Genomic DNA, 24252 nt, shown 5'->3' with positions numbered 1-24252 from the left:
GAGATCGCCGCACGTGGGGCTTGCATCCGGTACCCGGGTACAGGCTTACCGTCATCGGTATGACCAGCGATGACCGCACGTGGGTGCCCGACGCAGGCACCCTGCCGAGCGTGCAACGTCCGCTCCGGCTCGCCGAGTTCGACGACCTGTTCACCACCGCCCTGCGAGAGCAGCAACGGCTGTCCCCCACCTCCTGCGGTGGCACCTCGACCCGGCCGCCGAGACGACCGCCCGGGACCTGACCGGCCGGGAAAGCTCCTGCTGCTCTTTCTTCTCCTTCACCATCGCCGGCGACGCTGGCGGACTGCGCCTCGACGTGCAGGTGCCAGCCGCGCACGTCGAGGTCCTCGACGCGCTCGCCCAGCAGGCCGCCGCCAGGATGACGGCGTGAGCGGGTTGCGCAGCGCCCAGGTCGCCGCCGCGGCCGGGGTGAACCCGCAGACGCTGCGCTACTACGAACGCCGTGGCCTGCTCGCCGAACCACAGCGCAGCCTGGGCGGGCACCGCCTCTACCCCGCCGAAACGGTCACCGTGCTGAAAGTGATCAAATCGGCGCAGCGGCTCGGGTTCACCCTCGACGACGTTGCCGACCTGCTCGACGCAGGCCAACACCGCCACGGCCGCCGCCCCGACGCCGGCTTGCAAGCCCGCGCCCACGCGAAGCTCGCCGAGGTCGAGGCGAAGATCGCCGATTTACGGATCATCGCTGGCACACTGCGCGCCGCGGTGGACGCCGGCTGCGACGACCTCGTCGCGTGCGCCGGCCAACCGTGCTGCCCCATCCCTTTCGCCACCATCGCCGTGACAGGAGCCCTCGATGCCGAAGACCGATGACCAGGCCGACGGTACCCTTCATGCGTGCGACCGAGTACCTGGTACGGCGGTTTTGCCAGTTGGCCCAGGTGGGCTCCAATGGAACCATGCCGTCGACGCCCCGTGATCAGCGAATCACTGAAACTCGTCACCGTGGTGGTGTGTCCGCTCCTAACCGGCACTGGAAATTCGTAGGGCAGGCCCCGGCGGCACCGCGGGTGCTACGTCCTTCCGGACCGGTGTCGACTCGGATGGAACTCGTCCTGGCGGGGCCGATCGACGTCAAGCCCGACCCATGGCAACGGTTCGTAGCCATCGGTGGCCTCGTAACCGCCGTCGGCAGCATCCTGTCGGTGTTCTTCGTAGCCGTTGGCCTATACGTCACGAACGAGGCCAACCGGAAGCAACAGCAACTCACCGCACAAGGGCAGATCACCGACCGGTTCACCAAAGCGGTCGAGCATCTCGGCCAGCCCGGCGCAGAGAAGGTAGACGTACGCCTCGGCGCCATCTACGCCTTGGAGCGCATCATGCGTGACTCGGCCGAGGACCAGCGCGCCGTCGTCGACATCCTCGCCGCGTTCGTCCGAGTCCACGCACCCAAAGCCGGACGGCACGCGCCAACCCCCATGGCCACAGCCCCGGCGCCGAACTCCGTGGCTTCATTTCCTCGGCCGCCGGTCGATATCCAGGCCGCGCTGACTGTTCTGGGACGGCGCAATGCCACCCATGCCAGCAGCAGCCCGGCCGGGCTCACGCCCCGTCCCGCCCCGCTCGACCTCACTAACACCAACCTGTCCGGCGCGGACCTGGCCCACGCGGACTTGGCCGGCGCAGATTTGGCTGGCGCGGACTTGACCGGCGCGTACCTGGCCGGCGCGTACCTGGCCCGCGCGCACCTGGCTGACGCGAGCCTGGCCGACGCGAGCCTGACCGACGCGAGCCTGACCGACGCAAACCTGGCCGACGCGGACCTGACCGACGCGTACCTGGTCTACGCGGACTTGACCGGCGCGTACCTGGCCAACGCGGACCTGACCGACGCGGAGTTGACCGACGCGAACCTGACCCGCGTGACCCTGACCAACGCGGAGCTGACCCTCGCGGACCTGACCGACGCGAATCTGGCCGGCGCGAACCTAACTGGTGCGAACCTCAACCGCGCGTACCTGACCCGCGCGGACCTGGCCCTCGCGGACCTGACCGACGCGGAACTGACCTGCGCCAAGACCGACGACGACACCCGGTTACCCAACGGGGTAGCCCGGCCGACACCGTGTTGAGGACATCAGGGCACCCTTCGCAGGTTTGCTCAGTGGCCAATTCCGAGGTTGGGGGGAGTTTGGACTGGCTTCCGAAGCCCACCAGCGTTGGTCCGGCCGCTTCCCGCCGACTCGCAGCCTGCGTCGGCGGAGGCTGCCTCGATGAACGCCGGGCAGCGGGGTAATCAGCACGCAGCAACCATTCCCGATGGCTAATCGGTTTTCAGGACACCGCCCTCATTCCTTGTTGTGGATCTTCCACCCGGCGGGCTGCCGACTCCCCCACGATTAAGTTGGGGGCAGAAAATGAAGCCGGTTCAGAGGCGACCCGGGCGGTGAGTCCGCCCCGGCACCGCGCCAGCGCGGCTTCGGACTCGATGCTGCGCCGGCCGGTCATGCCGATGCTCGCCGCCCCGGTAGACGCGGTGCCCGACGCTCCCGGCCTCATCCACGAACCGAAGTGGGACGGCTGGAGATGTATCGCGTTTCGGGAGTCGAACGGCGTGTACCTGCAGTCGCGGGCTGGCCGAAACCTCACCACCTACTTCCCGGACATCACCCGAGCCGTCCGCACGCTCCAGCCCGGGGTCGTGCTGGACGGTGTTATCTCCAGTCAGAGATCGTCGGACAGTTTGTCCGCGACGGGCCGTCTGAGCTGCTTCATCCTTTGTCGTGGACACCGCAGCCTCGCTGTGTCCACGACGGCAGGAGAAGCTGGGTGCGGGTTCAGCGAGTGGTGTCGCAAGCCGCTTCAGAGCTGTCCTGGACGTTGCTCGGCTCGGACCATCTGCCGGTCCCGCCGGTGGAGTCGTTCCTCTCTCATCTGGCTGACCAGCGCAGGTCACCGAACACGGTCCGCGCGTACGCGTTCGACCTGAAGGACTACTTCACCTACCTGACATCGCGTGGGCTGGACTGGGCCCAGCTGCGTTACGACGAACTGGCCGGGTTCAAGCCGTGGTTGAGATTGCCACCGGCGGCGCGTGCGGGCGAGATCGCCGTGCTGCCATCGGTGCAATCGGCGTGCACCGAGTCGACTATCAACCGCAAGCTGGCCGCGGTCACCAGCTTCTATGAGTTCCACGCCCGGCACGGCGTGACGATGGCCTCGGTCATCCGCGGCGCTGCCCGGCCGGTGGGCACGACTCGCAGTACCTTCCGGCCGTTTCTGACGCATGTGCGGCGGGCTCGGCCGATGCGCAGCGACCTGCGGCTGCGGGAGCCGATGCGAGTACCGCGCGCACTGACCGAGGCAGAGGTTGCATCCTTTATCGGCGGCTGCGCGCATCTGCGTGACCGGGTACTGGTCACGCTGCTGAATGAAGCTGGCTTGCGTATCGGGGAGGCGTTAGGGCTGCGGCATGAGGACATCCGTACTGCCGACGGCGTGGTGGACGTCCGTGCCCGCGACAACGCCAATGGCGCTCGCGCCAAGACTTGGGAGCGGCAGGTCCCGGTCGACTCGGGCTGGTTCCGGCTGCACGCCGAGTACCTGCATCGCGAGTACGGCGACCTGGACAGCGACTACGTCTTCGTCGGGCTGTGGTCGCGGCCGGTCGGCCGGCCGCTGACCTACGGCGCCGTCGCGGACCTGTTCACCCGCCTGTCGCGTGCGACCGGTGTCGTTGCGACTCCTCACACGTTCCGGCATACCTACGCCACTCGGCTGCTGCGCGCCGGCGTGAAGGCAGAGATCGTGCAGAAGCTGCTCGGGCACGCCTCGGTGTCCACCACCATCGACACCTACGCGCATCTGACGATCGAAGACGTGCGCCACGAGTTGCACCGCGCCGGCCTGCTGGGCGAGACGGAGACGCAGTGAACCGACACGATCTGGTCGGTGCGCCGACCGGCGAACCGCTGCCCGAGCGTGTGGCGCGAGCGCGAGTGCTGCTCGAGGAAGCCGTTCCCCCGCAATGGCGCCGGGAGCCGCTGATCTACGTCCGGCCGCAACACATGGAGGCAGTCTGCGCCGTGACCCGCTGCCGGCGGGAGGCCATCGACAACGGCATGTGCAACGGCCACGCCCTGCGCTGGCACAGACTCGGCCGCCCTCAGCTCGACGTCTTCGTCACAACGACCGAATCGGCGTTACGCGACCACCACATCCTTCCCAGCTGCCTCGTGCCAGCCTGCCGGCGCGGCCGCGCTCAGGACGACCTCTGCCCGGTGCACTCACGTCAGTGGAAGGCGGCGAAACGCCCGCCGATCGCCACCTGGGTTACCACCGTGGTCGTTACCGACGGCCCGCAGTCCACCTGCCGGCTGCCGAACTGTGAGCTGGCCGCGGAGGGCGGCTCGCTCTACTGCCGCGTGCATCACCGGCGGTGGCGCGCCCGCGGCGAGCCGACGCACGAGGAGTTCGAGGCAGAGGTGATGAACTACGGCGACCCCTGCTGGGACTTCCGTCGACTGCCCGGCCAGCTGAAACTTGAGCTGCAGTACGCGCTGAAACGCAACCACGAGCTCGGGTTCCCGCCCGGCTCCCACAGCTGCAGCCAGGCCGTGCGGATGCTTGTGCGGCGGGGCGCGACGACCCTGCTCGAACACGACCGCGCCTCCTGGACCGCCATCTTCCGGAGCTACTTGAACGACCCGAACCAGTTCAAGAACGCCGCCGCGTTTCTCAGCTTCGCCGTCGAGCAGCTCACCGACCTCATCGAAGGGTCGGGCTGGGAGCGGGAGTATCCCCGTGACGTCTGGCAGCTGCGCCGTCTCGGCTATATCCCCGCCGCCGCGTCACGGCAACTCAACTTCACCGACATCCAGCAGCGCTGGCTCGTCGACTGCGCGAAGCGGTGGCTGCACTGGCGGCTGACCGTCGAGGAGAAATCGATCAACACTGTGTCGGCCGATCTGCTGGCGCTGCGCCGACTCTCGGCCTTCCTGACCACGACCGGGCAAGCGCGCTACTCGATCCGCCAGCTCACCCGCCCAGCACTGGAGCAGCACATCGCCTGGCTACACCAGCAACCGCAGCTCGGCAGCAGCGCCACCATCCGCGACAGCATCAGCGCCCTGGCGGTCTTCCTCCGGGCGTTGCAGGACCACGAGGACTGGGCGCCCGACCTGCCCCGCAACGCCGTCATCTACGCCTCGGACTACCCGAGAACGATCCCGCTTCGCGCCCGCGGCCTGAACGCCCACATCATGACCCAGGTCCGCGCGCACCTGCCCCGCTGGCCCCAACCCGACGGCCGGTTCCTGACCGAGCTCATGCTGGCCACCGGGCTGCGCGTCGGTGACGCCTGCGCGCTCGGCTACGACCCGATCGTCCGCGACCGCGACGACAACCCCTACCTCCGGTACTGGAACCACAAGATGCGCCGCGAAGCCTACGTCCCCATCAGCGCGGCGACGCTCGACAAGATCCGTGAACAACAGACCAGGGTGCGCGAGCAGTACCCGGCGGAGACTGCGGCATACCTCAGCCAGCCGGCTCCCCGGACCCTGCCCGTTGACGCGTTGCGGCTGGTGCCCGCGAACAAGCTGAACCCCCACGGACTTCTCCCGTTCAAACGAAGCACCTACAACCTGCAGCTGCAGGCATGGGTCGCGAAGTGCGGGATCACCGACGAAGCCGGACGTCCCGCCCACATCACGGCGCACCAGTGGCGGCACACGTTCGCCACCACCCTGGTCAACCGCGGCGTCCGCCTCGAAGTCGTCAAACAACTGCTCGACCACGCCAGCCTCGAGATGGCGTCCCACTACGCCCGACTGCTGGACACCACCATCCGCGCCGAATGGGACGCCGCCCGCGACAACGACGACGACCTGCAGCACCTGCTACCGGCGGACATCGAGTGGGCGAACCGGTCGCGCACCGCACTACCGAACGGGCACTGCGGACTTCCACGTCAACAGACCTGCGACCACTCCAACAAGTGCCTGTCCTGCCCGGTGTTCATCACCACCAGCGAAGACCTGCCCGCGCACGAGGCGCACCGCCACCGCACGCTGACGCTCATCGCCCAACTCGAGGCCCGAGGGCAGACCAAGCTGGCCGATCAGAACCGGCTCGTACTCGAGCAGCTCGACGCGCGCATCGCGCAGATCAAGCAGGCAATCGCTACGGGCGGGGCGCATCGCGATGCCAGCTGAGGCATCAGATCGGCTCATCGTGGCGGCCAGTCGGCGACACGAGCAGACCCTCGCCCGGGCCCGAACGGCACTGCGCCAGTTTGAAGCCACCGGCGAACCCGTCACCTACGCCAAGGTCGCTGCGGCCGCGAAGGTCAGCCGGGCCTGGCTATACAGCCAGGCCGACGTCCGAGCAGCAGTGGAACGGCTACGCGATATCAACAACCGCTCCACTGGCGTCGCCGTCCCAGCACGCCAGCGCACCAGCGAGGCCAGCTTGGTACGACGTCTCGAGGCGGCGCACCGCCGCAACCAAGAACTCACCCGGCAGGTCGCCGAGCTGCGAGAGCAGCTTGCCGCTGTGCATGGCGCGCTGCGAGACACCTCCGGTCAGTCGTCCGCCGCGGTAACTCGATTGCGCGGCGCTGCTTCGCCAGGCAGCATGGCCGGTCGACCCGACGAGAGGCGACCATGACGCGGACGTTCCTGCAGTCGGATGAGTTACACGACTTGGTGGCGGAGCAGTTCGGCTCCAACAGCCGGCTTACTGGGCTGGACCGGCTGACCGGCGGCAGCAAAAAGGGCGTCTACAGGCTTGGCCTCGACGACCAGACAACCGTGATTCTGTATGTGTGGGCAGCGGGCGAGAACTACTGGCCACCGTCACCGACGGTCCCGGACGACCCGTTCACCGACGCGTCGGGCGCGGAACTGTTCGCCGCCAACCACGCGGCACTCGCCGCCGCCGGTGTGCGCATACCGCGTCTGATCATGCTCGACCGCGACGGCCGCTACCTCGACGCCGACATCGCGCTGCTTGAAGACGCCGGCACGCTACGGCTGGAGGCGCTAATGGAACGCGATCCCGCCGCCGCCACCGCGCCGCTATCTACGCTCGGCGACGCCTTGCGCCGCATGCACACCACCTTCAGCCCGCACTATGGCAAGCTCGCGGCCATCACCCGGGGAGAGGCCTCCCAGACTCGACGCACCGAGGACATCATCGCCGACCGGGCGCTCGGCCACCTTGACGTCTCAGCGGCCCGCGACCCCCGGCTGGCGGATGCACATCACCGGATCGCCGCCCATGTGCATCACCTCCACGGCAGGGTGGCGCCACGACAGGCATACGCACTGGTGCACGGTGAGCTCGGACCGGATCACGTACTCGTCACGCCGGCCGGCGAACCAGTCATGATCGACTACGAGGGTTTGGCCTACTTCGACGTCGAATGGGACCACGCCTGGCTGCAGATGCGCTTCGGCGAGGCGTATCCAGCGCTGCATCCGGTCGATCTCGACCCGGACAGGCTGGAGTTCTACCGGTACGCACAGGTGCTGTCGCTGATCGAGGGCCCGCTGCGCATCGCGGACACCGACTTCCCGGATCGACAATGGATGCTCGACCTGGCCGAGTGGAACATCACCAAGGCACTCGCCGCAATCTGATGCCTCCGCGACCTGGACGCAGAACCGGAGGCGGTGACCACGCTGTCCCAACGCGCGTCTGAGAGTCCTTCGCCCATTATGTTCGCCCGATTCTAGACATATCTACGACGCAGCGCCCCAGGTCACGGGCCTGCGGTCGGATGCAGCTGCAGATAAACGGTGAGCTGATCGTGTGGGAGCGCGGTCGGACGAACTTCGCGCTGCTGCAGCGGCGGGTCACCGCCGGCCGCGCACTGCTGCGCCTGGCCCACGACTACCCGGCCCACTACGTGCTGTTCGACCTGCTGGCCGACACCGGAGGCGAGGTGGTCCTGGGCCTGCCGCTGTCGGAACGCCGGGCCCGGTTGGAGCGATTGCTCGTCGACGCGCCAACGCAGCTCACTCTGACCCCGCAGACGACCGACATGCAGCAGGTCTCGGACTGGTTGGTGGACTGGACCGTCGCGGCCGGCATCGAGGGCGTGGTCACCAAGCGGCTGGACTCCAGGTATACGCCGGGCCGGCGCGGCTGGTGGAAGTTTCGAACCAGGCTCGTGACCGAGGCGATCGTCGGCGGGGTGACCGGCAGCATCCGCAACCCTCTCACCGTGCTGCTCGGGCGGTTCGATCGGAGGGGGCGGCTGCGGTACACCGGCCGTACCCACCCGCTGACCGACGCTCAGCAGGAGCAGCTCGGCGCGATGCTGTTTCCGCTGAACCCTCTGCAGCAGCGCACCGCCACCGTGGTGCACCCGTGGCCGGAGCCGCTACCGGCAGCCTGGTCGGGGCAGTTGGAGCGGTCAGAGCCACTGCGATACGTGCAGGTGGAGCCCCTGGTGGTGGCGGAGATCGATGCCGACGTCGCGTTCGAGCACGGGCGGTGGCGGCATCGAGTGCGATATGCGCGGGCCCGGCAGGACGTTTCGGTGTTCGACGTGCCGCTGCTGCTCGGCGAGGAGGGGAGCTACTTCGGGGAGCCGTAGGGGGCGTCAGCAGGGCTTGTCGTTCTCATATGCCCGGCAGCCCGAATAGCGGTGCTTTGGCGAAGGTGGCCGCCCGGAATCCGGCAAGTGAATCGAACAACGCTAGCCACACCGAAGAGGCTTTTCGTCACCCTCGTCACAGCATCTAAAACCGTCCTAGGACAGGAGAGATGGCGTTCAACCTTAATCTTAAGTTAGGCATGTATGCCCTTGACGCCGCAGTTGGTATCGAGCGTCAAGGCATTGCGATCTCGCCCGCTCAGACCAATTCTATGGCCGGAAGTCGATGTGATTGAGCCGCTGACACCACGGGCGGGTCCGCCCCCTCCATTGATCCGGGGAGTGAGCGGACCCAGTCGCGGCAGCCTCCGAAGCTAGCCGTCTAGCAAGAGGGTTGCCGTGATCAGCGACCCGTCTCGCTCAGCGGTTAAATTCATGCCGAGTTTGGCGATGATCTTTAGCATGGGAGTGTTCTCGGTATGAACGTGGAAAACCAGCGTTCTACACCCTACGCTGCGGGCATTTTGGATTAGGCGGCGCAGCAACTCCGCCCCGAGGCCACGTCGCTGCCAGTCGTCGCGGACGAGTAGGGCAACCTCAGCTTCGTCGCCTTCAGTGATCAGGTTCGCCATCGCTACTACTTGCTCTACACCGTTGACGGGCTTGGCCGTAGCTAGCAGGGTTAGCCCTTGGGTAGGTTCTAGCAGGTGGCGGAGCCTCCCGATGGATGGGGAAGCTCCACCTAGGTAGCGCCTCTGTCGGCTGCGGGCCGAACATGCCTGGTGCAGCTGCCCCACTGCGTCCAGGTCTGCTCCACTGGCCGGACGGATCGCGGATATGGTGCTTTCCGGCGATGCCGGGCACTCTTGGGCTGCAATGCGCTGACGGTCGGAGCCGCATGCCGGTGCCGATGTATCAGGCCCGACGACTTGGGCGGCCTGAACCACCGGCACCTCGTTGACGGCGAGGGCGCCGTAGTTGACGCCGGTCAGTTCCGTCGACAGGTCCCACAGCAGCTGCGCCGCCGTGACATCACGGGAGTCGTCGCTGGATCGGTCAAGGCCGGCTGGACCGCGTGTATGCCACATGCGAGTCGGGCCGACATAAGCACCGGAGTGCACGTCGCCGCTCGCGGCGTGCAGGGTTGGGCGTGCCCCGCCTTCCGGTGGCTGCGCCACGATTGCAGCGAGTAGTCGTAGCCACGCGGTCATACCGAGACGATGTCCCGAGAGCCTAGATGCTTTGCGAAGCATTTGTGTTTCCGACCAGCCGGGGTGGCAGGCGATGCTACGCGCAGCAGAACCAGCGTTTGCTAGACGTCGGTGGAGTTCGTACGCATAGATGAGGTTCGCGAGCTTGCTCGCGGCGTAGGCACGGTGCGGCTTGTATTTGGTTGGGTTCGGCCAATCTAGCGGGTCGAGTCGCGCCGCGTGGTGAGCGATGCTGCTGACGCTAACGATCCGCGCTGTTGGTGCGGCGAGTAGTTTGTCCAAGAGCAGTCCAGTGAAGGCGAAGTGGCCCAGGTGGTTGACGCCGAAGTGGGTTTCGAATCCATCCAGAGTTGTCCATTGGGGAACGCCCATCACTGCCGCGTTGTTGACGAGGATGTCTAGTCGTGGGTAGGTGTCGGCGATCTGTCGGGCGGCGCTTCTGACTGATCGTAGGCTTCCGAGGTCTAGTGTGACCTCGCCTATGACAGCTTCCGGTTGTTCGTTACGGATGGCATCTGCGGCGGTGCGCATGCGGCCTGGATGTCGGCAGGCCAGGACTACTGTCGCGCCCATCGCCGTTAGTTGGCGAGCGGTCTGATAGCCCAGTCCGGTGTTCGCCCCGGTCACGACGGCGAACTTTCCTCGAAGGTCTCCCGGTGTTCGTGTTGTCTCGCCGTCTGCCGGGTGGGCAGCCCCGGGCGATGGCCCCGGGACTGCCCGCTCGTCGCCGACCGTCTGGGCTCGTTGCTGCCCGTTCAAGACGGCAGTTCGGTCGATCACCAGTCACCGACCGCCTGTGCGCCGTAGTACGTGCCGAGGTTGACCGAGATCCAGATGTTGAAGCGGGTACCGTCCTTGACGTTGGTTGCCAAGTTCTTCCACTGTCCCGGGCCGACGTAGGTCCAGCCGTTCGCGCACGTTGCCCGGCCTGAGTAGACGACGCATGCGTGGAACGGAGCGCCGTCGGAGCTGCCGTTTCCAGTGTTCTTGACCTGGATGTCGCGGCACTGGGTGGTGGTGCGGTACGTGCCTCCGTACGGGGCCGATGCGACTTCGACGCCGTCGAACGCCATGAAGGGATCGGACAGGCCGAACCTGGCGCTGTACGGCGCGCTGCGGCATCCGCTTGCCGCTTGCGCGGGCGCCGCCGACACCGTGAGCGTGGCTGCCATGGCGATCAGGCCGACTGCTGCGGCAATGCCACGCCGGATCTTGTTGCGTGTGGGCCGGCGGTCGTTGTCGGACCTCGGCTGGATTACTGCTGTCATTGCTCCTCCTGGGCAGTAAGCGGATAGACGACAGCGGCCGTGGAGGGAGCGGCGCGCTGGTTGTCGGGTTCGGCGGCGGTCGCTGTCGAACCCGAGTGGGGGCATAGGGAGCCGGCCGCGGCAGGGAACGCGGATGCGGCGGGATCCGGATAGAGGGCTGGTCGGAGGGTCAAGCTGCTGTAGTAGCGCCCCCAGCTCGGATCCTGTGGGGTCATGGGGTAGCTGTTAAGCCAGGTCCAATCGCCGACGACGACGCGTCCGGCGGCCTCTTCGCGGCGCACGAACCGGGCGAAGTGCTCGCTCTCGCGGTGATGGTCGGTGATGGTGACGGCGGCGCGGTCATAGCTGTAGAGGACCGCTTCCTGGAGCACGAGCAGCGCTTTGTCTTGTCGTAGCCGGTCGTCGTCGGCGAGCTGCAGGCCGTTGACGACGGCGGGGAGCTGGTGGTACCGATCGGCGTCGGCGAGGTTGCGGGCTGCGATCTCCGAGGACATGAAGACGCCGGAGAACGGGGCGGGGTACTGCACGCCGCCGATGGAGAGCAGCATGTGGCTGATGACGGGCACTGCCGGCCATCTCAGCCCGAGTTCACCGATCCATCGGTGCTGCGGGTGGTGGATCGGAACCTCGCGGATCGCGGCCTGGTCGAAGGGCAGCGCGTGCAGCCGGCCGTCGTCGGTTGCGATGATCCAGGGCAGCATGTCGAACGGGCCGCGCTCGGGCGGACCGGCCCAGCCCAGGGTGGTCGCCAGTCGCGTGAGGTTGAGGTTCGCGCGGTCGCCGAGGACCGTTCCACTGTTAGGCCAAGCGGCGTACTGGACGAGCTGCGGGTTGATGATCCGGACCGGCGCGGGGCCTTCTTGCGGTACGGGCGGGAGGACGGTCATGACGGACCGGACACGTCCGCCATTGGTCGCTCGGTGTAAGTGGTTGGTCAACGCTTGACGCACGGCGTTGGCATCGCTGGCGTGGCGGCAGTCGTGAACTTGCAGGCTCTGCCAGCGCAGCCGGCCAATGCAGCGGGCGGAATTGCGCCATGCCACTCGGGCGCCGTAGGTCAGTTCGTCGGTGGTGTGTCGCCAGGTGCCGGTCGCGGTGATCTCGGCGCGGACGTCGCGCCACCGGCGGGTGAGTCCGGGCTGCCCGGTCTCGTGGTGCCGCAGGCGTAGGAATTCGTACGCCTCAGTGAGCACGGCACTCTGCGGTGATGCGACGGGGTTCGTCATGGTGTTCATGTGTCGGCTCCGGCGGAGGTGTCGCCGTCGCGCCGAGGGCAGTGCCTGAACACAGGTTCATGGCGGGTGCCAGCCAGGTAGGAGGTGCCCTGCGTGTAGCCGGTGCCGGCTTGGTCCGGGCCGAGCATCCGGACGGCGAGGCGGTAGTGCGTCTGGCGCCACTGTCGTAGGGCGGCGGCGAAGTTGCGCATGGCGGCAGCCATCACCGGTGACTCCGCCGCATACCCGCCGCTTCTTCTGAGGGCGTCGAGGGCGTCGTCGAGGCTCAGCTGGCCGCCGTCGATTTCGGATCGCACCTCGGGCACCGACAGGTAGGCGGGCGAGTTGAGACGCTCAGGATCGGGAAGGCGGCACAGAGACTCCAGCATCTTGTACGAGCGCGATTGGATGGCGCTCGCGCCTTCGGTGTAGCGCCGGAACCGGTGGAACGCCTCGGGTTGCAGGGTCGCCATCAGCGACCACAGTGGGGCGGTCTCCCGCAGCAGAGCCGCCGCAGCGGAGAGGCGGGGCGCGGCCAGTTGTATACGGCCGTCCTGAACGTTGGCGATGGCGGCCCGCAGGTCCGCCGCGAGGAGTGCGAAGGATGCCTCGAAGGCTTGCAGGACCCGGATGAACATCCACTCGTCATGGATGATCCAGACCGGCAGCATGCTGACTTGTATCGACCACCGTTCGTTGGTGCTGAGGTCCCGGTCGACGGCCACGATCATTTGCCGCGCGATGGTGGTGTGCTCGCCGCTGTCTACCGAGTCGGTCAGTCGCAGCCGCCGCAGGGCGGGCATCGCTGCGCGCAGTGCGTGGCGCAGGCGCTTGGCTACCAGCGGTGCTCCGGGGCGCAGTTGCGGCAGCGGCACCGGGGCGCCGCTGATGGCTTGGAGCTCGAAGGCCATCAGGTCGGTCAGGAGGTGGACGTGCAGCCGATCGCGGCGGGTCAGCAACCGCAGCTCGTCCGCCGGCGGTTCGTCGGCGTCGATGATCGGCAGCAGGTTCAGAGCCAGGTACGTGCGGTAGTCGTATCGGCGGTCGACCTTGTCGAGCGCGGTGTTCAGGAACGCGGATAGTTGCGGGCGGCGCGCGCCGCGGACCTCGGGGAGCCGCTCCCGGGCGGCAGTGAGCAGCCGAGTCCACTCTTCGGGCACGAAGGTTTTGCCGTGGTATTGGTAGGCATTGACCACGGTCGTGAAGGGGAAGCGGGCGGTGGTTGGGCGCCGTTGTTCTAGCCACAGGCGCAGCGGTTCAGGCCGGCTCATCGTGATGCTCCGGTCCGCTGCCGACTGCGGGACCTCGTTCGGTAGGACTCGATTGCGGCGCAGAGCGCATCGATGTCGTCGAGGGTGGTGTAGGCGTGCATAGCCAAGCGGACGACGCCAGCACGGGGTGCGACGGTGATGCCGCGGTGCGCCAACCACGCCGTCATCGCCTCGGCGTGCGGCTCCACGAGGGCCAAGTGAGCGCCCTGCTCATCCGCCGTGCTGGCTAGGCGAACCGTCTCTCCCTGCTCGGCCAGGCGGACAGCAGCAACGGCGATCAGACGTTGGGTGTGCTGGCGGACCGCGACGAGGTCGAGTCGGTTGATCATGCGGAGGCCAGCGACGGCGGCGTAGGTCGCGGCGGCCGAGGGTGTGCCCGTCTCGTAGCGGCGCGCGTGCGGCGGGAAGTCCAACGTCAGGGGATCGAACGCCGCCGGTGCGATTCGACCAAACCTGCCGGTCAATGTTGGCGCAGGTCCCGACGGGTCGCGAACGTACATGAGGGCTAAGCCGGGCAGGCCGAGCAAGTATTTGCCCGTGCCGGCAACGAGGTAGTCGCAGCCCATCTCGCTGACGTCTATCGGTGTGTTGCCGGCGGCCTGGTAGGCGTCGACGAACAGCGCGGCGCCGACGGCGTGCGCCGCCTCGGCGATGCGTTTCACGTCGAGGCGGGTCGCGTCGCGGTAGGTCACGGCGGGCACCGACACCAGCGCCGTTCGGGCCGCGATGGCCGCGAGGTAGTCGCTCGTGGCGGCTTGGCCGGTGGGGCTACCGCACCAGCGGACCTTCGCCCCGCGGGCCTGCTGGGCGAGCCACACGTGCGCGACGCCCGGGTACTCCGCGGTGGTGGTGACCAGTGCGCGGCGCCGGCGCCATCGCACTCCCGCGCTGGCTTGATACGCGGCGATGCTGGCGTTGGGTACGACCGCGACCTGATCGATGTCGGCGCCGATCAATTTGGCGAAGCCCCGCCGGGCCTGCCACAACTGCTCCTCGCATCTGGTCCAGAACCCGGGCCGGCCGAGGTCGTCGAGCATCTGGTGCAGGGATTGATCCATGGCGGTGCTGGGCGGTGCGACGCTGCATGTCGCCAGATGCACGCTGTGCGCTAACGTCGGGAAACGCTGCCGCAACTCGACGAGCGGGTTGGCAGGGAGGGCGATCATTGGCCCACCTGCCTGCTGGCGCGGCCCCGAGGGCTGGCCTCGGTCAAATCCGAACGCGCTTCCCACAACGTGGGGAACCGGCGGTGGGAGATCAGCCGCATCAGGCTGTCGACGGGCGTGTCTCGGGTACCGAGAACGCCGTGACCGATGATCCGCGTGGCGACGCTGTAGTGCTCGGTGCGCCACAGCGCAATCCGCTCGTCCAACTCCACCAGCGCTTCCGCCACCCGGTACAGCGGATCCGACGGCTGACCCTGATACAGGTCGAGCGGCGTGAGCCCCCGGGAGGACAGGACGCGACTAAAGGCGATGTCCAACTCCGTCGTCGCCGACCGGACCAGACGCCATCCGGGTGACTCGAACCCCGAACCAGTGCCCAGGGCGCTCCGGATCACCGCGAAGTGCGCGGGATGAAGGTGCCGCAGCATCTGCAGCTGCTCGGTGATCAGGTGCAAGCCGAGCGCAGCGCGGCGCAGCAGGAGTTCAGCCGCGCTGGGCTGATCCACCGCCAGGTGGTCTAGGGACCGGGCAAGCTGCGACTGCGTGAGCTTGAGCAGCAACTCGCTGCTCTGATGCACGACCTGAAACAGCAGCTCGTCGGGGTGCACCCACTCGCGAGGGCCGCGTTGCAGGGCGAGCAGGTCATCGGTGCGCATGTAGCGGGCGTAGTCGGTCGTCCCGGTACCGGGGAGCACGGCCGGCAAAGGTGTCGTGGCCACAGTCGGTCCTCCGAAACAGTGATCGGGTGAACGGCAACAGGTCGACGAGCAGCGCGCAGAGGCGCTTCGGGCGGCGGGAGCTCAGCCGTGTAGGCCGGACAGGGCGGCACTCGCGACCCGTGTCAGGCGATCCACCAGATCGCCTGGCGTGGCGGCGCCGGAACGCAGCGGGGCAGCGCCGAGGGTCAGGTACAGGTTGTTGTCGTAGACCACGACGTGTGTGCCGGTCAGCTCATCGGTGTAGCTGTAGGCGCCAGCGCCCAGACCAGCGACGTCGCTCATCGCACCGCTGTCCTGTTGGACGCCGCGCAGTCCCTCGTACATGATGTGGCCCGAGGCAGGGCCGCCGACCGTAGCCAGCAGCGTCACCACGGCCCCTCCGGGCGACTTTCCAAGGGCCATTGCGCACGTCATGTTGGCGGTAGTGCCAACCTGCCGTACCTCGTCCTGCTGGTAACCGGGCTCGCCGAAGACTTCCCGCAGCGGCGCAGGGTCCAGCACCTCACAGGCCTTATCGATTCGACGGTAGATCACCCCACCCGCCGCCGAAGAAGCCGACAAGCCAGCACCCGCGGTGGTGGACGGGCTGCCGGGGACGGAGGTCGTTGCCGGCGTCGGCTCGGATTGGGCGCAGGCACCAAGAGCGAGCATCGTCATCGTCGCCAGCCAGATTCCGGCAAGACGGCGGAGTTGGCGTCGTCGAGAGCGACGGCTCGTCGCTTGCGAGAGGGCTAAGTTCCAACGCAGATCCATAATCCAGGGCGCACCTATCCGGGGGGTGCAGGAATAGCCAGTTCGCACAGTTGCGCGAACGGTTGACGATGGCCCCTCCCCCCGTTTCGGGGACCATGCCAAGCACGCCAAATTCAGCACGCGATGGCGGACCGTGTCCACATATGCGGCCACACCTAGCCGATTCTCAACGCAGCCATCAGCTCCGACAACACCGCCTTGTGCAGCGGAAACGGGTCGCAAACGCGATCGGCTACATCAACAGGATCTAGTTCGATCCGCCTCGCTCCGCTAGCGTTCCGAATCGGCTAGAACACAGCCGAACAAACGCGCCCATCTTCCACACGGGCGCCATCAACGGGGGGAGCATTTTGTGAGACACCAACAGGTCCGCGACGTTCAACGCTTCGCTTTCGTCCTGGCCGGACTACTCGCCGGAGGCGTCGCACTGGCTGCGCCTGCCTCGGCGGAGCCCACCCCGGCCAGCACCACCTCCGCAGTGGCCCCAGCCAGGCCGAAGCCGGACCGGTCCAATGCCGATACCGAGCCGCCGGCACCTGACCCCACCGCGAGCCAGGAGCCCAGGCCGACCGAGCCACCGCCTGATCCAGAGCCAACCACTCCCCCGCCCGACCCTGAGCCCACCACACCACCCCCCGGGCCCGAGCCGAGCAAGCCCCCAACGAAGTCGCCGCCGGCACCAAAACCGACCCGTAGCTCTCCTGCGCCATCGACGGGCCCGACCGACGGCGAAGATTCGACGGCGCGGTATGACAAACCGGGGAGAGACACGAACTCCGCTGACGGGCCGTCTGGTCCGTCGCTGCCCGTTACGGGCTCGGCCGTTGCCCCGATCGTCGGAATCGGGGCAACGGCCCTGGTCGCCGGCATCGGTTTGGTCGCAGCCGGTCGTCGCCGACGAACCGACTGACCGCCGGGAACACCGAACTTCCGTATCCGAGCGTCCACGCGATTCAGGAGGGTAACCAGTGACAGAGCAGCGCCCGGACCAGGCGATCTGGCCGACAGCACAGGATGACGTGCCGGCTGACGCGCCTGGCCGGGCGCCAGCCCTGACACCGACATCTCCTCCACCAGGAGCCGATAGCATTGGTGGCGTCGGCGCAGCAAGCGCACGCTCGCACACGTCAGCAAACGCGACACTCGAGTCCGAAACCAGGCGAAGGTTGCGACGGCCGGTACTTGCTGTAGCCGCCGCCCTCGCGGTTCTCGTAGCTGTTTTCATCACTCTGGGTCGCGGGCTATGGACCGGTTCACCGCAGCCACAGACTCCAGCCACAGCTCATCCTGAGCATCCGACAACCCGTGGTGATCTCTTTACTCAGCGCCAAGCCGTCGTGAATAAGGGCCGGTTCCCGTCACCGGTGGTTGCGGAGTTCGCGGCCCCCTGGCTGGGCGACGTGAGCGATTGCATCGCCGACACCAGCACCGGCGGCCCTCAGACCGGCACCGGAGAGCAGAGCCGCACCCGTTGCGCTGCCGGCATCGTCACCACCTACTGGATCTCCTACCGCACGATCGGCGACCGAGACGCCGCGCAGGCGAGATACGCCGCCCAGGCCGCCAACGCCCCACAACTCACTCCCGGGGCCACCCCGCCCACCACACGCAACATCAGGTCGAACGACGCCTACTACATCGAGTACGCATACAAGGTCCCGTCCGGACCCCAGGCCGGACAGACCATCGCCGCAGTCTGGTGGAGCGAGCCCACCAAGCCAATCGCCGGAGTCTTCCTGGCCTACTGGACTAACGGCCTGGGTTCAACATGGGCACCATTGCGCAATCTCTGGAACCGGGCCGTCTGAGCGTCAGGACTGCGCCACGGCTCCGTGCGCAATCGGCTGCCGCCCCGCTGCGACCCGACTTTGGCTCATCTAGTGCGTGGCGCCCGACACACACCTCAAACATCCCACGTAACTTGGCTGCTCGGAGCAGACGTCTGGGAGGTCACTGGAGAAGCTGCTGCTGCCGCGGGGGTTTTTCAATATTCGTCATAAAGACGATCACAGAACGGTCGTCGCCGCCGGAGATGATGCGGTGCTGGCCGTCCGGGTCGGGTAGCACCGCCACTGCCCACACCCGGCGGGTGTGGCCGGTCAACTCAGCCACCTGCGCACCGGTCTCCGGGTCCCAGACCCGCATCGTCGCATCGTCGCCAGCGGAGACGATGCGGTGCCGACCGTCCGGACCTGGCAGCACCGCCGCCGCCCACACCGTGCCGGTGTGGCCGGCCAGCCCAGCCACCTGCGCACCACTCTCGGGGTCCCAGACCCGAACCGTCGCATCGAAGCCGGCGGAGATGATGCGGTGCCGACCGTCCGGGTCGGGTAGCACCGCCAACGCCCACACCTCGCCGGTGTGGCCGGTCAACCCAGCCACCTGCGCACCACTCTCGGGGTCCCAGACCCGAACCGTCGCATCGCCGCCAGCGGAGACGATGCGGTGCCGACCGTCCGGACCTGGCAGCACCGCCAACGCCAACACCCGGCGGGTGTGGCCGGCCAGCCCAGCCACCTGCGCACCACTCTCGGGGTCCCAGACCCGCACCGTTCCATCGTCGCCAGCGGAGACGATCCGGTGCCGACCGTCCGGACCTGGCAGCACCGTCAACGCCCACACCGTGCCGGTGTGGGCGGCCAGCCCAGCCACCTGCGCACTGGTCTCCAGGTCCCAGACCCGAACCGTCGCATCGCCGCCAGCGGAGACGATGCGGTGCCGACCGTCCCGACCCGGTAGCACCGCCACCGCCCACACCTCGCCGGTGTGGCCGGTCAACCCAGCCACCTGCACACCGGTCTCCAGGTCCCAGACCCGCACCGTCGCATCCTCGCCAGCGGAGACGATGCGGTGCCGACCGTCCCGACCCGGCGGCACCGCCACCGCCAACACCTCGCCGGTGTGGCCGGTCAACCCAGCCACCTGCACACCGGTTTCCGGGTCCCAGACCCGAACCGTCGCATCGCCGCCAGCGGAGACGATGCGGTGCCGACCGTCCGGACCTGGCAGCACCGCCAACGCCAACACCCGGCGGGTGTGGCCGGCCAGCTCAGCCACCTGCGCACCGGTCTCCGGGTCCCAGACCCGCACCGTTCCATCGTCGCCACCAGAGACGATGCGGTGCCGACCGTCCGGACCTGGCAGCACCGCCAACGCCCACACCGTGCCGGTGTGGCCGGTCAACTCAGCCACCTGCGCACCACTCTCGGGGTCCCAGACCCGCACCGTCGCATCGCCGCCAGCGGAAACGATCCGGTGCCGACCGTCCCGACCCGGCAGCACCACCACCGCCCACACCCGGCGGGTGTGGCCGGCCAACCCAGCCACCTGCACACCACTCTCCAGGTCCCAGAGCCGCACCGTTCCATCGCCGCCAGCGGAGACGATCCGGTGCCGACCGTCCGGACCCGGCAGCACCGCCAACACCCGGCGGGTGTGGCTGGCCAGCCCAGCCAACTGCTCACCACTCTCGGGGTCCCAGAGCCGAACCGTCGCATCGCCGCCAGCGGAAACGATTTGGTGCCGACCGTCCCGACCCGGTAGCACCGCCACCGCCAACACCTCGCCGGTGTGGCCGGTCAACCCAGCCACCTGCACACCGGTCTCCGGGTCCCAGACCCGCACCGTCGCATCGCCGCCAGCGGAAACGATCCGGTGCCGACCGTCCCGACCCGGCAGCACCGCCAACGCCCACACCCGGCGGGTGTGGCCGGCCAACTCAGCCACCTGCGCACCACTCTCCGGGTCCCAGACCCGCACCGTTCCATCGTCGCCAGCGGAAACGATCCGGTGCCGACCGTCCAGACCCGGCAGCACCATCACCGCCCGCACCCAATCGGTGTGGCCGGTCAGGGTGCGGTGGGTGATTCCCGACCAGATGGCCGTTTGCACGTGCCATGGCCATTCGGGGTGGTCGTCGGTGAGGGCGTCAGCCAGGCGGGTCGATCGGGTCTTACGGGCCCAGACGTGCAGCCACCAGGCCCGTTGCTGGTCAGACCAGCCGGTCCACTCGCTGGTGGCGGCGCTCTCCAGTGCTGCAGCCGCGTTGACGGCTTCTTGAGTGGTGAGGGTGTGCCGGTGGGCCAGAATCTGCCCGGGCGGGCAGGACAGCAGGAACCCCGGATCCGACATCAACTCATCGAGCATCCCGACGACGGCAGCGTGTGCGGGCAGCCGCAGTCGGGTGTAGCCGTCGATCCCGGACCAGGAGCGGCGGTCGGTGTCCGGGCTGATGGGCGGACTCAGCCAGGTCGTGATCGCCCGATGCGCGGCCCGCCAAACCGTATGCAGCTCGTCGGCCAACCCGGCGTCAACGGGTTCCTCACCGCCCCCGGGAGAGGCGGTGGTGAACAGGTCACGCAGGCTCTGATGGCGCACCTGATACTCGCGGTAGCGGCCCGGCCCGCTGGTCACGTCGAGGAACGCCCGAGCAGGCCCATCCAGCCACGCCACCAGGGCGCTGGCGGCGTCCGATCTTTTTACCACCGTAGCGAGGTCGGCGCTACCGACCGGGCGACCGAGAGCGGCGAGCACCGCCAGAGCGGGCAGATGCAGCCGCCGCCAATCGGGATGCGGAGCCCACCGGTGCTGGATCTGCAGCTCGTAGTAGCCGCGCAGCCCGTCCGGCAGACACGCCACATCATCGGGCGGACGCAGGCCAGCGCGGATCTCATCCAGCACGTATCGCAGGTAGATCCACACCCCGCGGCACCGATCCAGCAGCGTCGCGACGAACACCTCCGCGGCGACCCGGTGCTCGGCCAGCGCCCGGGTCAGCGCCCGATCCGGGGTGGGGCCGCTGGTCGCGGCGTGCAGGTAGGCGGCCATGTCGGCCAGGTTGTCCGCACCCTGCACCTCAATCTGCGACCAGCCGACCCGCACCGGATCCCGCAACGCGACCAGCGGCAGCCCGTACCGGCTGGTCGCCACGACGTACGCCCCTACCGGCAACGCGTCCGGAGCCGGCAGGCCAAGCGGGATCCCGGTCCCCATGCCCGGCGGATCCGGGTCGGCCTCATCCAACCCATCCACGACCAGTACCAGCGGCCGACGCTCGGCCGCAGGGAACCGCTCGTCGCGGGCCGCTACCGCCGCCCGGATGACCTTGGCCAGCCAGTCCGGGCGCTGCGCCGCCGCCGGAAACACATCCCCAGGCGTGAACCGCTCCGCCAGATCCCACGCACCGATCAACTGCGCGGCGAGACTCTTACGCGCCTCGACCGGGTTACGGGCCCCACCCTCCAACCGGGTGAAGTGATACGCACACGGACGCGTCCACACCAGATTCGCCGCCAGAGCGCTCTTGCCCACCCCGGCCTCGCCCCGCACCATCACGTACCCACGGCCAGTGGCCGCGATCCGCTCGTCGATCCGGGTAATCAGAGCCTCCCGGCCCTGAAACCGGGCCAGATCCAACTGCTCGTACAACGGCGCCGGATCGAAGATCGCGTCATGGAGCCGATCGAACTGCCCCACCGTGAACTGCACGTACATCGGACCGGCGTGCACCGTGCCGGTAATGTCCCGACCCGCGGCCACCGCGCCCGGAGCCAACTGCCACCTGGGACCGCCAGCTACCGACCCGATCCCCATCGCCAGCCCCTCGTGGTATCGACATCCGCCTTCTCGGTGATGTCCCTACCCGCCACCACCGCGCCCGGGCCGACCCCGCCCTCCGGCACCGACGAACCACCCACATCAGCCGCCGCCGACCCATCCGTGCGGACCCGGCCACCGATGTCCCTACCCGCCACCACCGCACCTCGACTGACCGACCCGTGCGTCCCCGACACGTTCCCCGTCAGCCAGCCCGCCACCAGCGCCCCCACCACCGTTAACACCCCCGCCGCGGCCCACCACTGCCAACCACCCTGCAACCTGTTGATCACCGCGCTATTGGCGGCAGCCACCACCACCCCGACACCTGCGGCCCACGCAACCCGCCGACCAGACACCCACACACCCACACACCCCTTGATCACCAAGAGCACCGGAGCGGAAACAGAGAGTCGAAGCGTAGTCGGTGCTGGCAACCGACACCGGCACACCCGCCCCGGCTCGACAGACAATTGCCGTCAAGCGCTGGGGACCTGCAACCCCCAGCGGGGGGTCCAGTGCGCATTACCCATGCCCCGGACGCCCACCTACAACCCGGGCGCCTACGCCACGACGGGGCGCGTACCCCACGACTGGGACCGTAGAAGCCGGCCGTTTAGTGTTGCGCCCGACGCAGCACCCCAGGTCACATCCCTACAGAGCTCCGGATCAGCGAACCGTGAGCCAAGTCGGTACTACATCGAGTACGCATACAAGGTCCCGTCCGGACCACAGGCCGGACAGACCATCGCCTCAGTCTTGTGGAGCGATGCCAACAAACCAATCGTCGGAGTCTTCCTGGCCTAGTGGACTTAGGGCCTAGGTTCAACATGGGCTCCGCAGCGCGACCTCTGGAGCCGGGCCATCTGAGTGTCAGGACGGTGCCGCGGTCCGATTCGCAAGCGGCCACCGCCCAGACGCGATCTCCGCCAGCGCTCGATGCAACCCACCGATCGGCACAACCGCCTCCGTTGCCGCACCCGGCACAGGCAGTAGCACCTGAAGGCAGCTTTGGCAGAGAGATCCTTCACCCCAGACCGCAGACACCCGGCGACTGTAAGGCCCCCGGGAACGCTCTAGCCGGCCCCGAACGACAGCAAGCACCGTCGCAGGTACCCCCACCATCGCAAGCAAGCTCATAACAAAGCCGGCTGCCGCCCTCTCGTCCGCAGAGCCCGCTGTGGCGCCGAAGGCGAGGAAGAACAGCAGGACCGCACACACCGCGGACACCGCCCACGGCAGCCGAGACGACCTCGGCTGCGCAGGCGGTCGAACCTGATGCGACAACGTGCTCGCCGACACCGTGACGCTGCGCCCAACCGCCACGAAGCCGCGGGCACCATACGTGGTGCGGGTCCGCGCCACTCGTATCCCAGCCGCATAGATGGCAGGTAACGGTCGCCGGCTGTTGAGCTGCCCGCAGTTGGGGCATCCCGAACCATGACTCATGAAGGCGATTATGACCGAAGCCACCGACACCTGGCCTAGCTCATTGCGTTGACGAGGGACGGGAGAGCGCCAGGCCTCAAATCCCCGCTGGTCGCGGCTCCCTCGTCACTACGTCATCGCCGGACGGCTTCGGTCCGACGGAGGCATCTCGACCAGTACCGGTACCTGGCTGGTCAGCGCCGGCGCTTCCGGCGGTCAGACGTCAGCGCGTAGCGACGGCTCCGTGCATCGGCGACCGAGTCGGTGCGGTGGCGTAGGGGTCAGGCCCACTCAACTCTGGACGCCAATCGCTGAGTGGCACCAGTCCGGGGGCCATGATGGTGAAGTCACCAAACAGAGCGCCGAGCTGCGCGTCCGTTCGGAGTGTAATTTCGGTGGCCGCCTGCGCTCTGAACACACTCTTTGCCGTGGAGACGGTTGTCTCGTCATAGGCGTCGGTTACGTCTGTGGCGCTCAGGTGCGAAATGACCATCGCGCTTCCGGGAGCAAGCCGGTCTCGGATGGGTGCGATAACGGCATCTATCCGATTGTCGGGCACTTGCTGGAGCACCGCGCAGTAGAGCACTGCGACTGGCCTGTTCAGGTCAATCACCGTTGCAAGGTCACTGTCGGTAATGGTGTCCAGTAGAGGCTCAGGCTGGGTGAAGTCGCCTTCCAGCGCACGGTGCGGGCCGCCCATCAGGATTTCGTTGGATGCGACGACCGCGACGGGGTCGATGTCGACGTAGAGCACCCGGCTGTCTGGAGCGATTGCTTGCGCGACCTCGTGAACGTTACCTTGAGTAGGAATGCCCGAGCCTAGGTCGAGGAATTGACGGATGCCGGTCTCGGCGAGCACATGGACGGCCCGGCGCAGGAACAGGCGATTCGACCAGGCAATATCCCGAGCCTCTGGGACGGCCTGCAGGAGCTGATGCGCGGCCGCCCGATCAGCGGGAAAGTTCCTCTCACCACCGAGAAGGTAGTCGTAGATACGGGCGACGGTGGCCCGACCGAAGTCGACGCTGCCGGCAGCTGTCCGCTGGTCAGTCAAGATT

The 24252-nt window shown here is 67.8% G+C and carries 18 protein-coding genes and 1 pseudogene; 10 read left to right on the top strand and 9 right to left on the bottom strand.

Annotation, left to right across the window (positions count from 1 at the left end):
* Window positions 1-59 precede the first annotated feature (59 nt).
* The 9 genes and pseudogenes from V6U86_RS14065 to V6U86_RS14025 all read left to right on the top strand — a co-directional run bounded on the left by V6U86_RS14065 (window position 60) and on the right by V6U86_RS14025 (window position 8569).
* Entirely contained in the window at window positions 60-242 is a 183-nt protein-coding gene (locus V6U86_RS14065) for a hypothetical protein (protein WP_334503014.1), read from the top strand.
* Between the two features lie 145 nt (window positions 243-387).
* The gene (locus V6U86_RS14060; protein ID WP_334503011.1) at window positions 388-834 is read left to right on the top strand and encodes a MerR family transcriptional regulator; all 447 of its coding nucleotides are present in this window, start codon (window positions 388-390) and stop codon (window positions 832-834) included.
* Between the two features lie 20 nt (window positions 835-854).
* Window positions 855-2096: a pentapeptide repeat-containing protein gene (locus tag V6U86_RS14055; RefSeq protein ID WP_334503008.1), complete on the top strand. Its 1242-nt coding sequence runs from the start codon at window positions 855-857 to the stop codon at window positions 2094-2096.
* A 356-nt stretch (window positions 2097-2452) separates the two neighbouring features.
* Window positions 2453-2665, top strand: a pseudogene (locus tag V6U86_RS14050) (ATP-dependent DNA ligase); the annotation flags it as partial.
* Between the two features lie 128 nt (window positions 2666-2793).
* A complete protein-coding gene (locus V6U86_RS14045) occupies window positions 2794-3897 on the top strand; it encodes a tyrosine-type recombinase/integrase (RefSeq protein WP_334503006.1) in 1104 nt (367 codons plus the stop codon).
* Complete coding sequence (locus V6U86_RS14040; protein ID WP_334503004.1) at window positions 3894-6179, top strand: tyrosine-type recombinase/integrase; 2286 nt, start codon at window positions 3894-3896, stop codon at window positions 6177-6179. The genes V6U86_RS14045 and V6U86_RS14040 overlap by 4 nt, the downstream gene beginning before the upstream one ends.
* Window positions 6169-6633, top strand: coding sequence for a DUF6262 family protein (locus V6U86_RS14035; RefSeq protein ID WP_334503002.1), 465 nt, complete (start codon window positions 6169-6171; stop codon window positions 6631-6633). The genes V6U86_RS14040 and V6U86_RS14035 overlap by 11 nt, the downstream gene beginning before the upstream one ends.
* Window positions 6630-7607 carry a phosphotransferase family protein gene (locus tag V6U86_RS14030; protein WP_334503000.1) on the top strand — a complete coding sequence of 326 codons (978 nt, stop codon included), beginning with the start codon at window positions 6630-6632 and terminating at the stop codon, window positions 7605-7607. Before V6U86_RS14035 ends, V6U86_RS14030 begins: the two co-directional genes overlap by 4 nt.
* Window positions 7608-7747: 140 nt before the next feature.
* Complete coding sequence (locus V6U86_RS14025; protein ID WP_334502997.1) at window positions 7748-8569, top strand: ATP-dependent DNA ligase; 822 nt, start codon at window positions 7748-7750, stop codon at window positions 8567-8569.
* Between the two features lie 374 nt (window positions 8570-8943).
* Here the strand turns inward: V6U86_RS14025 and V6U86_RS14020 are convergent, their stop codons facing one another.
* The 7 genes from V6U86_RS14020 to V6U86_RS13990 form a co-directional block, all read right to left on the bottom strand.
* Entirely contained in the window at window positions 8944-10560 is a 1617-nt protein-coding gene (locus V6U86_RS14020) for an oxidoreductase (RefSeq protein WP_334502994.1), read from the bottom strand.
* Window positions 10557-11048 (bottom strand): hypothetical protein, encoded by a 492-nt coding sequence (locus V6U86_RS14015; protein ID WP_334502992.1) that lies wholly within the window; start codon window positions 11046-11048, stop codon window positions 10557-10559. The genes V6U86_RS14020 and V6U86_RS14015 overlap by 4 nt, the downstream gene beginning before the upstream one ends.
* On the bottom strand, window positions 11045-12283 hold the full coding sequence (locus tag V6U86_RS14010; protein WP_334502990.1) for a nitric oxide synthase oxygenase: 1239 nt from the start codon (window positions 12281-12283) through the stop codon (window positions 11045-11047). The genes V6U86_RS14015 and V6U86_RS14010 overlap by 4 nt, the downstream gene beginning before the upstream one ends.
* Window positions 12280-13533, bottom strand: a complete 1254-nt coding sequence (locus tag V6U86_RS14005) for a hypothetical protein (protein WP_334502987.1) — start codon at window positions 13531-13533, stop codon at window positions 12280-12282. Before V6U86_RS14005 ends, V6U86_RS14010 begins: the two co-directional genes overlap by 4 nt.
* A complete protein-coding gene (locus V6U86_RS14000; RefSeq protein ID WP_334502985.1) occupies window positions 13530-14765 on the bottom strand; it encodes an aminotransferase class V-fold PLP-dependent enzyme in 1236 nt (411 codons plus the stop codon). Before V6U86_RS14000 ends, V6U86_RS14005 begins: the two co-directional genes overlap by 4 nt.
* On the bottom strand, window positions 14696-15418 hold the full coding sequence (locus tag V6U86_RS13995; RefSeq protein ID WP_334502983.1) for a tryptophan 2,3-dioxygenase family protein: 723 nt from the start codon (window positions 15416-15418) through the stop codon (window positions 14696-14698). The genes V6U86_RS14000 and V6U86_RS13995 overlap by 70 nt, the downstream gene beginning before the upstream one ends.
* Before the next feature lie 81 nt (window positions 15419-15499).
* The gene (locus V6U86_RS13990; RefSeq protein ID WP_334502980.1) at window positions 15500-16075 is read right to left on the bottom strand and encodes a hypothetical protein; all 576 of its coding nucleotides are present in this window, start codon (window positions 16073-16075) and stop codon (window positions 15500-15502) included.
* 1496 nt (window positions 16076-17571) lie between these two features.
* Between V6U86_RS13990 and V6U86_RS13985 the strand changes: the two genes are divergently transcribed.
* Window positions 17572-17979 carry a hypothetical protein gene (locus V6U86_RS13985; RefSeq protein ID WP_334502978.1) on the top strand — a complete coding sequence of 136 codons (408 nt, stop codon included), beginning with the start codon at window positions 17572-17574 and terminating at the stop codon, window positions 17977-17979.
* 142 nt (window positions 17980-18121) lie between these two features.
* On the opposite strand, the gene V6U86_RS13980 is transcribed toward V6U86_RS13985, so the two are convergent.
* Both V6U86_RS13980 and V6U86_RS13975 read right to left on the bottom strand, forming a co-directional pair.
* Window positions 18122-21763 (bottom strand): AAA family ATPase, encoded by a 3642-nt coding sequence (locus tag V6U86_RS13980; protein WP_334502976.1) that lies wholly within the window; start codon window positions 21761-21763, stop codon window positions 18122-18124.
* A gap of 1654 nt (window positions 21764-23417) precedes the next feature.
* Window positions 23418-24248 carry an SAM-dependent methyltransferase gene (locus tag V6U86_RS13975; RefSeq protein ID WP_334502974.1) on the bottom strand — a complete coding sequence of 277 codons (831 nt, stop codon included), beginning with the start codon at window positions 24246-24248 and terminating at the stop codon, window positions 23418-23420.
* Window positions 24249-24252: the final 4 nt, after the last annotated feature.

It is taken from the genome of Micromonospora sp. CPCC 205558 (assembly GCF_036902955.1).
Taxonomy (GTDB): domain Bacteria; phylum Actinomycetota; class Actinomycetes; order Mycobacteriales; family Micromonosporaceae; genus Micromonospora.
The sequence above is the reverse complement of the archived record's forward strand: the minus strand, read 5'-3'. Positions and strand labels throughout refer to the sequence as shown.

What these genes read in the sequence shown, in the direction of transcription:
- V6U86_RS14065 (WP_334503014.1), top strand. Translation starts at nt 60, where the DNA reads ATGACCAGCGATGACCGCACGTGGGTGCCCGACGCAGGCACCCTGCCG.
- V6U86_RS14055 (WP_334503008.1), top strand. Translation starts at nt 855, where the DNA reads ATGCGTGCGACCGAGTACCTGGTACGGCGGTTTTGCCAGTTGGCCCAG.
- V6U86_RS14035 (WP_334503002.1), top strand. Translation starts at nt 6,169, where the DNA reads ATGCCAGCTGAGGCATCAGATCGGCTCATCGTGGCGGCCAGTCGGCGA.
- V6U86_RS14030 (WP_334503000.1), top strand. Translation starts at nt 6,630, where the DNA reads ATGACGCGGACGTTCCTGCAGTCGGATGAGTTACACGACTTGGTGGCG.
- V6U86_RS14025 (WP_334502997.1), top strand. Translation starts at nt 7,748, where the DNA reads ATGCAGCTGCAGATAAACGGTGAGCTGATCGTGTGGGAGCGCGGTCGG.
- V6U86_RS14015 (WP_334502992.1), bottom strand. Translation starts at nt 11,048, where the DNA reads ATGACAGCAGTAATCCAGCCGAGGTCCGACAACGACCGCCGGCCCACA.
- V6U86_RS14010 (WP_334502990.1), bottom strand. Translation starts at nt 12,283, where the DNA reads ATGAACACCATGACGAACCCCGTCGCATCACCGCAGAGTGCCGTGCTC.
- V6U86_RS14005 (WP_334502987.1), bottom strand. Translation starts at nt 13,533, where the DNA reads ATGAGCCGGCCTGAACCGCTGCGCCTGTGGCTAGAACAACGGCGCCCA.
- V6U86_RS13990 (WP_334502980.1), bottom strand. Translation starts at nt 16,075, where the DNA reads ATGACGATGCTCGCTCTTGGTGCCTGCGCCCAATCCGAGCCGACGCCG.
- V6U86_RS13980 (WP_334502976.1), bottom strand. Translation starts at nt 21,763, where the DNA reads ATGGGGATCGGGTCGGTAGCTGGCGGTCCCAGGTGGCAGTTGGCTCCG.